11 protein-coding genes are annotated in these 12,412 nt (G+C 68.8%); 5 read left to right on the forward strand and 6 right to left on the reverse strand.

What is annotated here, in order from left to right:
- Window positions 1-220 precede the first annotated feature (220 nt).
- The gene (locus C9992_RS18040; RefSeq protein ID WP_200826253.1) at window positions 221-3,187 is read left to right on the forward strand and encodes a LamG-like jellyroll fold domain-containing protein; all 2,967 of its coding nucleotides are present in this window, start codon (window positions 221-223) and stop codon (window positions 3,185-3,187) included.
- Window positions 3,188-3,288: 101 nt separating this feature from the next.
- Here C9992_RS18040 and aztD read toward each other — a convergent pair whose 3' ends face one another.
- Genes aztD through aztB form a run of 4 tightly spaced genes read right to left on the reverse strand, consistent with a single transcriptional unit; the run spans window position 3,289 to window position 7,571 of the window.
- A complete protein-coding gene (aztD, locus tag C9992_RS07800) occupies window positions 3,289-4,500 on the reverse strand; it encodes a zinc metallochaperone AztD (RefSeq protein WP_106815016.1) in 1,212 nt (403 codons plus the stop codon).
- 27 nt (window positions 4,501-4,527) lie between these two features.
- Entirely contained in the window at window positions 4,528-5,451 is a 924-nt protein-coding gene (gene aztC / locus C9992_RS07805; protein ID WP_200826254.1) for a zinc ABC transporter substrate-binding protein AztC, read from the reverse strand.
- Window positions 5,448-6,689 carry an ABC transporter gene (locus C9992_RS07810; protein ID WP_106815017.1) on the reverse strand — a complete coding sequence of 414 codons (1,242 nt, stop codon included), beginning with the start codon at window positions 6,687-6,689 and terminating at the stop codon, window positions 5,448-5,450. Before C9992_RS07810 ends, aztC begins: the two co-directional genes overlap by 4 nt.
- Window positions 6,690-6,728: 39 nt before the next feature.
- On the reverse strand, window positions 6,729-7,571 hold the full coding sequence (aztB, locus tag C9992_RS07815) for a zinc ABC transporter permease AztB (protein ID WP_106815018.1): 843 nt from the start codon (window positions 7,569-7,571) through the stop codon (window positions 6,729-6,731).
- Between the two features lie 56 nt (window positions 7,572-7,627).
- On the opposite strand from aztB, the gene aztA reads away from it, so the two are divergent.
- The 4 genes from aztA (at window position 7,628) to C9992_RS07835 (ending at window position 10,425) form a co-directional block, all read left to right on the forward strand.
- Window positions 7,628-8,302: a zinc ABC transporter ATP-binding protein AztA gene (aztA, locus tag C9992_RS07820; RefSeq protein WP_106815019.1), complete on the forward strand. Its 675-nt coding sequence runs from the start codon at window positions 7,628-7,630 to the stop codon at window positions 8,300-8,302.
- Between the two features lie 102 nt (window positions 8,303-8,404).
- The gene (locus C9992_RS07825) at window positions 8,405-8,812 is read left to right on the forward strand and encodes a YciI family protein (protein ID WP_106815320.1); all 408 of its coding nucleotides are present in this window, start codon (window positions 8,405-8,407) and stop codon (window positions 8,810-8,812) included.
- 9 nt (window positions 8,813-8,821) lie between these two features.
- Complete coding sequence (locus C9992_RS07830; protein ID WP_106815020.1) at window positions 8,822-10,063, forward strand: RNA polymerase sigma factor; 1,242 nt, start codon at window positions 8,822-8,824, stop codon at window positions 10,061-10,063.
- 92 nt (window positions 10,064-10,155) lie between these two features.
- Window positions 10,156-10,425, forward strand: a complete 270-nt coding sequence (locus C9992_RS07835) for a hypothetical protein (protein WP_106815021.1) — start codon at window positions 10,156-10,158, stop codon at window positions 10,423-10,425.
- Between the two features lie 304 nt (window positions 10,426-10,729).
- Here C9992_RS07835 and C9992_RS07840 read toward each other — a convergent pair whose 3' ends face one another.
- Both C9992_RS07840 and C9992_RS07845 read right to left on the reverse strand, forming a co-directional pair.
- Window positions 10,730-11,257: a DUF488 domain-containing protein gene (locus C9992_RS07840; RefSeq protein ID WP_106815321.1), complete on the reverse strand. Its 528-nt coding sequence runs from the start codon at window positions 11,255-11,257 to the stop codon at window positions 10,730-10,732.
- A 16-nt stretch (window positions 11,258-11,273) separates the two neighbouring features.
- Window positions 11,274-12,410: a serine hydrolase domain-containing protein gene (locus C9992_RS07845; RefSeq protein ID WP_106815022.1), complete on the reverse strand. Its 1,137-nt coding sequence runs from the start codon at window positions 12,408-12,410 to the stop codon at window positions 11,274-11,276.
- Window positions 12,411-12,412 lie beyond the last annotated feature (2 nt).

Below are 12,412 nucleotides of genomic sequence, written 5' to 3' on the forward strand. Positions count from 1 at the left end.
TTCGGGTCACGACTCTTGAATCTGCGGCATCCGGATGGTTCAATGTCGTCGAACCGGTTCGACACTCATTGTCGACGAGGTTCATTTCGAGAACGGCTCGATCAATGGAGACGAAGCAATGATGGGAAGACTCACGCCGAGGCTGCTGTTGCGGTCTGCCGAGGCACCGGATCACTCCACGCGGCGGCCGCGCGCCGCACACGGGCCTCGCGGCGCACGAGTGCTCGCAGCGGTCACCGCCACCGCCGTCGTCGCAGCAGGAGGACTGCTCGCCTCGAGCCCGCCGGCCGATGCGGCGCCCGGACCGGCGAGCACGCTCGTCGTCGAGGCGGACCAGCCGTTCCGCCCGGTGACGCACATGGCAAGCGGCTCGCTGTACGGTCTGGCCGGCGCCAACGTGCCGACGCTGGACAAGATCCTGCCGATCAAGCCGCACACCTTCATGCAGAAGCCGGAAGGCGGCACTCAGCAGCCGACCGGAGACGCCCTCTCGGTCGCCGACACCGCCAAGGCGGCGGGCGCTGGCGTGGTGATCCGGCTGGTGGACTACCTGCCCGGCTGGCCGTACCGGTACAACAAGGATGCGTGGCTGCCTGCCGTCGAGAAGATGGTGAACGACACCAAGGCGTCGGGCAAGACGAACATCGTGGCGTACGCCATCTGGAACGAGCCCGACATCACGTGGCAGACCGCCAACGGATCGTTCTTCGACCTCTGGACGGACACCTACCGCCTCGTGCGCAACCTCGACCCCGACATGCCCATCCAGGGGCCGAGTTACTCGGACAACATCTCGAACATGCGAGCGTTCTTCGAGCACGCGAAGGCGACGAACACGCTTCCGGACGTGCTCGAGTGGCACGAGCTGATCCGTTCCTCGAAGATCAAGGGCGACGTCGAGAACGTCCGCAAGATCCTCGCTGACCTCGACATCCCCGAGCCGCCGATCGACATCGCAGAGTATGCCGCTCCGGCAGAGGTCGGCCTGTCCGGACCTCTCGTGGGCTACATCGCGAAGCTGGAGCGCTACGGCATCACTCGTGCGGAGCTCCCGTTCTGGAATCAGTCCGGGGCGCTCGGCGATCTGCTCACCGGACGCAACGGCGACCCGAACGGCGCGTACTGGCTCTACACCTGGTACGCCCAGATGAGCGGTCAGATGGTGGTCACGACGCCGCCTTCGAACGAGAGCCCGCTCGACGGCGCGGCATCCGTCACGGATGCCGGCGATGAAGTGCGGGTCATCACGGGAGGCAACTCCGGCCCGACCGCTGTGAAGATCAACGGGTTGGACAACCTCTCGCTCGGATCCAAGGTGAATGTCGAGCTCGACTTCACGCCTTCGTACGGCCGCACCGTGAAGACGGACGGTCCCATCACGATCTCGAACACGACGTACGAGGTGGGTGCGGACGGTTCGATCACGGTGCCCATCGTCATGAACCCGACCTACGGGTACCAGGTCGTCGTGACGCCCGCCGGCGATCCCGAGGATCTCGCCGGCACGTACTCGCTGACCAACGTCAACTCCGGACTGAACCTCGCCACCGCGGGCGGAGCGACGGCGAACGGGACGCCTGTCGTGCAGGCCGATCCGGCCGTCACACCGGGCCAGACGTGGGAAGCGGTAGCGACCGGGCAGGGCCTGTACAAGATCGTGCACACGCCGAGCGGTCGGGTGCTGACGATCCAGGGCGCGTCGACGTCCAACGGGTCACCGGCGATCATCGCGGACGACAGCGGCGCCGACGAACAGCGCTGGCAGCTGGTCCCCGATGGCAAGGGGAACGTGCGTCTGGCGAACTACGCCACCGGGAAGACGCTCGGCGTCCTCAACCTCAGCAAGTCCGATGGGGCCGGCGTGATCCAGTGGACGGACGGCTCGCCGACGTCGAACTGCCAGGCCGATGGCGCGAGGCAGCCGGGCAAGATCGGCTCAGCGCTGGACTTCTGCAAGACGTCTTCGTACGGGTCGCTTCCCGCTGGGATCGTCAGCGGCCTGACGGGCGACTGGTCGATCTCGACATGGATCAAGCCGGCCGCGCTCACGAACTGGTCGCGGGTGTTCGACTTCGGAACCGGGCAGAACGTCAACATGTTCCTGACGCTCAACGCCGGCGGCGCCGGTCCGCGGTTCGCCATCACGAGCAGCGGTGCCGGCGGCGAGCGGCAGCTCACCTACGGCGGGCAGAACTTCCCGCTGAACCAGTGGTCCAACATCGTGGTGACCGTCTCGGGGACCCCGGGGAAGATGTACCTCAACGGGACCGTCGTCGCGACGAACGACAACATGACGGTGAAGCCGTCGGCGCTGGGCAACACCAACCGCAACTACCTCGGCAAGTCGCAGTACAACGACCCGGCGTACGACGGCGCGATCGACGACTTCGCGATCTACAACCGCGCGTTGTCCGAGAGCGAGATCGCCGCGCTGGCAGGCGGTCAACCTGCCGCGGGAAATGTCGCCCATTACGCCTTCGATGAGGCGGGCGGAGCGACGCTGGTCGACTCGTCCGGCAACAACCGCAATGGAACCGTCGTCATCGGAGGCGGCGGGTCGACCTCCACCACGGCGACCGACGCGCAGACGGCCGACCGCTTCTGGAAGCTGACGCTGACCGCCGACACGGTGAAGCCGACGACGCAGCTCGCGTCGCCGACCACCGCCGGGCCGTTCCGTTCGCTGGACATCCAGGTCGACGCAAGTGACGACCGCGGCCTCGCGAAGATCGTGGCCAACGTGTACCGCGACGGCACGCTGGTGAAGAGCACGCAGTCCGCGGTCGCCGATGGCGCGCGATCGGGCTCGCACAAGGCGAGCGTGACGCTGCCGGACGGCTCGTACACGCTGCGTTACAACGCGCACGACCTGGCAGGCAACGTGTCATCCACGGGCTCGTTCGCGTTCACCATCGATGCGACGAAGCCCAAAGTGACGGTCAAGGACGGCGCCGAGTTCACGGTTGCGACCGGAGACACCTACGACAAGGTGAGCTTCAAGCTCTACGACGCCGGCAAGGTGGACAAGGTCGAGATCAATGGAGTGGCGAAGGACCTCAGCAACAATGCGTGGTCCGACGTCAACTTCGTGGCCCCCGGCGTGTTCGGGGCGGTCAAGGGCCAGAACACCTTCGTCGTCTACGACGTCGCGGGCAACACCGAGACGGTGACGTTCACGCTGAACTGATCATCTCCCCTCGCCCGACGGTGCCCCCTCCCCCTCGCCTGGGGAGGGGGCACCGTCGTGGTGGCGTGAGGGCGGGCGATCCCGACCCGCCCTCGCCGGAATCAACCCGCGGCCACGGCGATCTCGTTCGGCGTGATGTCGAGGGTCGCCGAGGCCACGACCTCGCCCGTCGTGAGATCCACGGCGTGGATCGCGTCGGCGGCCGGCTCGGTCACGTAGGCGATGTCGTCGATCACGACGATCGCCGGGTGAGGATCCTGCCACTCGGCCGGGCCCTGCCAGGCCTCGATCACCGGGAAGGCGTCGGTGATCTCACCGGCCGCGGGATCGAAGACGTGGATCGATCCGTCGCTGGCGAGGATGTAGGCGAGGTCCTGCGGTCCGCGGGCGATGTCGCGGAAGGTGTACTCCACACCCTCGGGCAGGTCGATGACCTCGAGCGTGGCGGCCTCGGTGTCGATGACGGTGACCGCTCCCAGAAGGTAGCCCTCGGCATCCGGATCGTTCTTGTAATCACCGACGACGAGCGGACTCGTCTCGCTGACGTACGCGTTGCCCATGCGACCGTACGGTTGGTCAGGCGCGTCGAGCTTGACGATCTCGCCGTCGCGGTAGAGCAACGCGCCGTTCTCGCAGCCGAACACGACGGCCTCGTCGGCCGCAGTCCCTTCGCCGTGGACGCCGGGGCAGGCGTCGCTCGTGGCGATCACCTCGCCAGACGCATCGCTCACCGAGATGCCGGTGCGTCCGTCGGCCCCGCCGACCGTCGTCAGGAAGGTGCCGTCCTCCAGCACGACGGAGACACCGTGATGCGCCTCCACGCCGGGAACCGTCTCGGTCGCGGGCAGCTTGCCGTCGGCGGAGAGCAGCGCGTCGGTGTCGAAGATCGTGGTGTCGCTCGTGCCGTCGGCGTAGAGGATGGTCTTGCCGCCGTGGCGCACCACGTGCCCGGGGGTGTCCGCGGCGAAGACCGCGTCGGTGAGCTCCGGCTCATCGGTGCTTCCGGCTCCGGTGTCCAGCACTTGGAAGCCCTCGCTCATCGTGACGAGCACGTGGCGTCCGTCACCGGCCGGGTTGAGGCGGGTGAACTCCTCGGACTCGAGGTCGGCGACGGGCTCGAGGCTCTCACCGTCGAGCACGAGGATTCCGCCCTCGTAGGAGACCGCGACGCGAGACCCCGCCGCGTCCTCCGTCGGCGTCTGGCCGGTGGGGCCTCCGGAAGCGGACGGCGTCGATGAACAGGCCGCGAGGGTCGCGACGGCACCGGCGGCGACGGCGATCAGGCCGACGCGCCGCAGCGTGCGTGTGCGCATGTGGTGTTCCTCTTTCTTGTGTGGGGCTCAGTGCGAGAGCCCGGTGACGATGCGTCGCGTGTTCTCGCGCATCATGGTCAGGTAGTCCTCCGCGCCACCCCCCTCGGCGGTGAGCGACTCGGTGTACAGCTCGACGACCCGGACGTGCGTACCGGTCTCCTCCGCGAGCGCTCGCATGAGTCGGTCCGGCGCGGAGGACTCCGCGAACACCGTGGGCACACCGTTCTGTTCGACGGCCGACACGAGATCGGCGAGATCGGATGCGCTGGGAGCGGCCAGAGTGGTGCCGCCGGGGATCGCGGCTCCCACCACGCGGAACCCGAAGCGCTCGGCGAGATAGCCGAAGACATGGTGGTTGGTGACCAGCGCGCGGCGGGCGGCGGGGATGGTGTCGAACGCGGCCGCCATGTCGTCCTCGAGACGCTTGAGGTCGGCGAGGTAGGTCTCCGCACGCGCGTCGAGGGCGACGGCGTCCACACCGGGGAGTGCAGACAGCCGCGGCCCCAGCGCCTCGACGACATCGATCATGCGGCCGGGGTCCGTCCAGAAGTGCGGGTCCGGAGTTCCTGCCGCATCGCCCGCGGCATACTCGAGCACCTCGATCACCTCGCCCGCGACGAAACTGTCGACGCCCTCCCCGACGGCGGCGTCGAGGTGCTGCTGAAGCCCTTCTTCCAAGCCCAGACCGTTCGACACCAGCAGGTCGGCGGTACGCAGCCGTGCAGCATCCTGCGCCGAGATCTCGAACGAGTGCGGGTCGGCATCAGGCCGCATGAGCGTCATCACTGCGACGTCGTCGCCGACGAGCCGATCCACGACGTCACCCAGGATGTTCGTGGAGACCACGACGAAGGGTCGGTCGTCTCCCGCCGGTGCGCATCCGGAAAGGAGGAATGCGCCGACCGCAGCCGCGAGCAGTGTGCGCAGCACGGCGGAGCGCGGACGGCTCATCGCCCCGTCTCCGCGAAGAGGGTCGGCTCGGTCGCGGCCGGGAACGTCCTCGAGATCCGCGCGGCGTCGGCGAAGTCGATCTCGTACACGACGCGTTCCGCGGGTCCATTGAGGTAGGCGCGCGGATGATCCGCGACGAGCGTCGGGATGCCGGCATCCGTCGCGAGCGACTCGGCGACCAGCGGCTCGGTCTGGGCGAGAAGCGTCCCCGTTCCGCCGTCGATCACGATGACGCGCCCGTCCGCCGCGAGCGCAAGCACGTGGTGAGCCTCGTCGTCGACGGCGGTCGCCTGCACGATCGGCCGGTCGACGGGAAGGAGCGTCCAGGTGCGTTCGCGGGTGTCGAGGAGCCAGATCCCGCTGTCCCCCGCCACGCCCGCCACGGTGGGACGGCCGTCCCTTCCGGCGAACGCCGTCGCGGGCGGGGCGGCGGTGCCTTCGGGATACGGAATCCGCTCGAGTCTCACGGCGCCGTCGGCGAGGGTCGCCAGCAGCGCGCCGTCGGCACACCCGATGACCGCGCCGACGCGGGTCGTGATCGTGCCCCGCGCGTCCACGCAGGCGGCCGTCGCGCCGGCATCCGGCATCCCCTCCTGATCCAGGACCGAGACGGATGCCGCCACCCCGTGCTGCGGCTGGGTGACGAGCGCGTACGGGCCGACCGGCACGATCATTCCGGCATGCGGGTCGACCTTCAGGCGGAACCGCTCGACGAGTTCACCCTTGGCCATCGCTGCCGTGTCCAGGAGCACAGCTTCACCGCTGTCGGCGAAGAACACTCCCGTGCTGCCCGTTGTGGATGAGAGGGTGGTCGCCACGGCAGCCGGTCCCCGGCCGGGGACCTCGCCCAGCAGCGCGGGTTCGGCGCGGTAGTAGTGGAAGTGATCGACGTGGTCCCACGTCCACCGGCCACTGTCGACGATCGAGAGTCCTTCATCGGTGTCGGCGAAGACATAGCGGCCGTCGCTCGTCGCCCGGTTCGCCGGCGAGACGGAGCCGAGCTCGTCGGTGGTCTCGTCCAGCAGGTCGAGCTGGCGCACGGCGCCGTTCGCATCGATGGTCACCACGGCCAGCGGAGGCTCGCTCACCTCGGTCGCGCCATCGACGGCACCGTGATCGTCGTATCCCGCCGTCTCGGCGGGGGGCTCGGCTTCGGCGCCCGCGCAGCCGACCAGCATCGAAGCGGCGATGACGACGATCGCGGTGAGCGGGGTGAACGGTGATGGTCGGTGGGGCAAGGAAGTTCGTCCTTTCGAGGGTGGGATGGCTGCAGGGCGTCACGCGTATGTCGGGCGCGTGGCTCCCGCTCGCGCACGCACAGCGTGCACGGCCCACGAGGCACCAGCGAGGAGCACCGCAGTGAGGGCGATGGACGCGCCGGCGGCGGTGCCCGCGTGCCAGGACAGCAGCAGGCCGAGCACCACGGCGGCGATGCCGAAGGCGCACGCGAGCACCATCGCAGACGGCAGTCGGCGCGCCCAGTGGCTCGCAGCGACGGCGGGAGCGATGAGCAGGCCCACCACGAGGAGCGATCCGACAGCCTGGTACGACGCGACCACCGCGAGTGTGACCAAGCCGACCAGCACCGCCTGGGCGATCCTCGGCCTCAGCCCGAGCACGGCGGCGACCCTCCCGTCGATGGCCAGCGCCACGAGCGAACGATGAGCCGCTGCGGCGACCGCCAGACCGACGCCGGTCGCCCACGTGAGCAGGATGAGGTCGCCGGCTGAGATGGCGAGGATGTCCCCGAACAGAATGGCCGTGGCATCCGTCGCAAAGCTTCCGGAGTGCGAGATGACGATGACGCCGGCGGCCAGCATGGCCACGAACAGCATGCCGATGCTGGTGTCGTACGAGAGCCGGCCGCGTCGCTGCAGCGCCCCGATGCCCAGGCTCATGGCGACCGCACTCACTCCGGCGCCGAGCAGCACGGGCACTCCGAGGAGGGTCGCCAGCGCAACACCGGGGAGCATGCCGTGACCGAGCGCCTCTCCGAGGAATGCCATGCCGCGAGCGACGACCCACGTGCCGACCACACCGCAGAGCACCGCGACGAGGCAGCCGCCGAGGAGTGCTCGCTGGACGAACTCCATCGCGAAGGGATCGGTGATGAGGGGCACGAGTCCCGACCGTAGCGTTAATGAGAACGATTCTCAAAATCGATTAGCCTGGGGCTATGCCCTCCCTCACCTCGCCCGTCCCGGCACTGTCGCTGCGAGGCGTCCGCGTCGAGTATGCGGAGACGCCTGCCCTGCGGGGTGTCGACTTCGACGCGGCTGCGGGAACGCTGACCGTGATCGCCGGACCGAACGGCGCCGGCAAATCGACTCTCCTCGAGGTGCTCGCCGGCACCGTCACGCCGCGTGCGGGCAGCGTCACCGTGCGTGCCGATTCCCGTGCCTTTGTGCCGCAGCGACAGGCGATCTCGCCGACCCTGCCCCTCACCGTGCGCGACGTCGTCAGCGTGGGAGCATGGGGCGGGGTCCCGCCCTGGCGTCGACTCGACCGCGTCTCGCGTGAGGCAGTGGATGCGGCGCTGGATCGCATGGACTTGACGGCTCTGCAACGATCACCGTTCCGGGCGCTGTCCGGGGGTCAGCAACAGCGGACCCTCCTGGCCCAGGGGCTGGCGCGGCGTGCCGACGTCCTGCTGCTCGACGAGCCCACGGCCGCGCTCGACGATGAGAGTGCGAAGCGGATCGTCGGTGCGATGGCGGCAGAGGTAGCTCGTGGCGCCACTGTGGTGTGCGTAAGCCACGATCAGGCGGTGATGGATGCCGCGGCACGCGTTGTCCGTCTCGACCAGGGTCGGATCGCCTCGGTGACGCACGTGGAAAAGTCTCGGGGATAGTGTCGTATCCGGACGTCGCCGTTCGTGGATATGGTGTGCGACCCGACCGGGCCGCGGGTGAGGAGCCACGACATGGCCCTCGTTCCACGAGAGGAGACGACAGTGCCGAAATACCTGATCGCATTCAACGACGAGTGGGTGCCCGCGCACACCGCCGATGAACTGCGCAGCAAGAGCGAAGCCTCACACGCCCTGATGGAGGACATGAAGGAGGCGGGCGTCTTCCTGTTCGCCGAGGGCGGGATCGATGCCTCGACCGCCGTCTTCAGCGTCGTGAACCAGAACGGGCAGCCGGTGTTCACCGACGGGCCGTTCGTCGAGACGAAGGAGCACCTGGGTGGCTTCACCGTCATCGAGGTCCCCGACGACGACGCCGCGCGGTACTGGGCTGGGCGGATGGCCGTCGCCCTGGACTGGCCTCAAGAGGTGCACCGCTTCCCGTCTGACCTCGCCGAGGTGATCGAGCTCCACGCATCCACCGGTGAGGTGGTTCCCGGGGGGCGCGGGTAGCAGGGTGACGTGACCGAACCCGCCGTGCGGCAGGCCATCGCCCGCGCCCACCACGAGGAGTGGGCGCGGGTGGTCGCCGGGCTCGCCCGCCGCTTCGGAGATCTCGATCTCGCCGAAGACGCCGCCGGCGAAGCGTTCGTCGCGGCGATGGAGCGATGGCCGCGCGATGGGGTACCACCGAATCCCGGCGCGTGGCTCACCACGACCGCGACGCGGAAGGCGATCGACCGGCTGCGCCGTGAGTCGCAGCGGGACCAGAAGCATCACGCAGCTCACACGCTCTCCGACGACGCCCCTCCTGAGCCGACCGGACCGGTCGAGGACGACCGGCTCCGGCTCATCTTCACCTGCTGTCATCCTGCGCTCGGGATCGAGGCGAGGGTCGCGCTGACGTTGCGGCTGCTCGGCGGCCTCACGGTCGCCCAGATCGCCCACGCGTTCCTGGTCCCGGAGACGACCATGGCGCGACGGATCACGCGAGCGAAGGCGAAGATCAAGGCCGCGCGCATCCCGTACCGCGTACCATCGCCGCTCGACCTGCACGAGCGGCTGCCTGGCGTTCTCGCCGTCGTCGCCCTGATCTTCAACGAGGGGTATCTGGCGTCCGGCGGCGGTGCGATGCGCGCCGACCTGACCGATGAGGCGATCCGCTTGGGGCGCCTGCTGCGGAGCCTCCTTCCCCAAGAGGGAGAGGTGACCGGCCTCCTCGCGCTCATGCTTCTCACCGACGCGCGGCGCGCGGCGCGCATCTCTCACGCCGGTGAGCTGGTGACCCTCGACGAGCAGGACCGCGGGGCGTGGGACCGCGCGCTCATCGCGGAGGGTCACGCCCTGGTGCGCGAGCGGATCACCGCTGTCGCCACCGGCGCCCAGCCGCCAGGACGCTACCAGCTCCTTGCCGCCATCAACGCGGTGCACACGGATGCCCCGTCCTCGCGCGATACGGACTGGCCCCAGATCGTGGCGCTCTACGACCGCCTGCTGCGGGCCGATCCGTCACCGATCACGCGACTGAACCGGGCGGTCGCTGTCGCCGAGGTTGACGGCCCAGACGTGGCGCTGGCCGAGATCGATCGCCTCGGCGGCGCTCTGGACGAGTACCACGCTTACCATGCCGCGCGCGCGGACCTCTTGCGCCGGGTGGGACGCAGCCAGGAATCGAAGACGGCATACGACCGAGCGATCGGACTCGCCGGCAATCCCGCCGAGCGGGCGTACCTCGTCCGCCGCCGCGACCAGCTCGTCTGGTGAGGCCCGGGCCGGCTGCCGGACACCCGCGCGCCGCCCGCCCGGCCGCGCTGTGAATCAGAGGCGGCCGCTCAGAACACGCGATACTGGGACGCATGTCTTCTTCCGTTGAGCGCCGTTCGAATCCCACCGCCTGGGCCGCGTTCTGGCTCGCACTGGCCGGCCTCGTCCTCATGCCCATTCCGCTGTTCATCGGGCTGATCCTGGGCGGTGGCCTCTCCATCGTCGCGGCGGTCCTCGCAGTGATCGCTCTCCTCAAGGGACTCGCGCGCAGCGGCAAGGGCATCGCGCCCGTCGTGTTCGCGGCGATCTTCATCGCGCTCACCTGGGGCGGTATCTCGATCGGCGGCGGCACGATCTGGTAGAGGCGCCCGCGCCCAACATCCGCACCGCCGTCGCGGTGACGTGACGCCTTGAGCACGCGTTCGGGGGCCGAGGATGCAGCATCTTGCGGCCCCCGGGAAAGTCAGGCACGCGTTGGGGCTCTCGCACCCGCCGCCCTGAGGGAATGTGGTCACCTTCCCAGAGCCGGATTAACGCACCGAGTCGCGACGTTTCCGCGAGGTAACGCTTTCCGCGGGAGGCCGCGTCGACAGATCAGGCGTACGTGTCACCTCGCGGAGCGCCCTGCCCAGACGCCGTAGCGTCGCTCCGCTCTCCATTCGGGTCTCACGCCCCTTCGGGCGGGTACGTGATCCTCCCGTCCCGCACCGAAGCGAACGCGGTGAGTTCTGCCGGCCGGGTCACAGTCGCCGACATGATGTGCGAGACCTTCGCTCCGGCGACCAGGAGTGCGTCTGTGATCAGTCTGCGGTGGCACCGCCACGGCACGGCTTCGCTGCACATGATCGCCGGTGTTGATCCGCGCGCGACCTCGAGGAGGTCGTCGAGCCCCGAGCGAAACTGATCCGTGTCCATGTAGTCGGCGTAGGCCTGGAATGCCTTCACTCTCCATCCGCCGTTCGGGCTCGCCACGCCCGCTGGAGTGTGCCGACGTCCACCCAGATTCCGAAGCCAGCGGTAGGAGATGTCCGCGGGCAGTGCCGACCGGATCGCGTCCTGATTCCATTGCGGGAATGTTCGGGATGAGGGGAACGAACGCACGTCGACAAGACATTCCACTGCGTTGCCGCGCAGCATCTCGAGCACCTCTTCGAAACCGCGTGACGAGTGACCGATCGTGAAGATGTGAGCCATGACCGTCTGCCGCCGCTCAGGCTGCTCGCCCCGGGGCACCGGCGCGTCGCAGCCGGAGCCGACGCACGAGCTGCGCGAAGGCCAGGGCACGCTCGTCCACGCGTGAGGGTGTCGGCACTCGATCGGTGACGAAGCCGAGGGCGACGCCGGTCCGCGGGTCGGCGAAGCCCAGGCACCCGCCCGCACCGTCATGACCGAAAGCGTCGGCGGTGCCGAAGTCCAAGTCAGGGTCTGGCTTCTGGAAGATCACGCCATACCGGGTGTGCTTCCCGAGCACCAGATCGTCGCCTGTGGTGTGCACACGGGCCACGTCGTCGAGGGCGCGTGTGGAAAGGAGCGGCGGGCCGCCGTCGGCCCCGATCGCGGCAGCGTAGGCGGAGGCGATTCCGCGTGCGTTCCCCACGCCAGACACCGACGGGACACCCGCTCGCAGGAGCGACGGCGAGTTCAACCAGTACGGCGCGTCGTCGAAGGACCGGAAGGGGGAGGAAGCGTCTTCGGCGAGTGTCCCCGACGACTCGACCGGCTCGTCGAGGTCGACCGGCGGCTGCACCGTGCGCACGCCGTCGCACAGCTCCTCGGGCACTCGGAGCCAGAACTCGATCGAGCGGTCCCGCCCGTAGACCGTCGCGAAGTACTCCGCGGTGCTGGTGCTCGTCACGCGGCGCACCAGTTCTTCGGTGAGTATCCCGATCGTGAACGCGTGGTAACCGTGCGCAACTCCGGGCTCCCATGCAGGGCTCATGTCGGCGAGCGCCGCGGCACCCGCCTCGCCCACGAACCCGTCAAGAGTGAACGGGGATGGGAGTCGCAGCAGACCGGCCTGATGCGAGAGCGCCTGCGCCACGGTGACCCGGCCCTTACCGCGTGCGGCGAACTCGGGCCAGTATCGCGCCACCGGGTCGCGGATGTCGATAAGTCCACGTGTGACGAGGTGGCCGACCACGAGACCTGAAATGCCCTTGGACACTGAGGCCACGGGCTGGATGCCCGACACGACCTCTTCCGTGCTCGCGAGGTCCACGACTTTTCGGCCGCCCGCGTAGACGACGAGGTGGAATCCCCAACCGGGCGTCTCCCGCGCGAATCGTGCCGCGAGAGCGCCGACTTCGGCGAAGGCGTCGTCGAGTGCCGAGACAAGAAGCTCCGCCATGA

Origin of the sequence: Microbacterium timonense, from assembly GCF_900292075.1 — a bacterium.
Taxonomy (GTDB): domain Bacteria; phylum Actinomycetota; class Actinomycetes; order Actinomycetales; family Microbacteriaceae; genus Microbacterium; species Microbacterium timonense.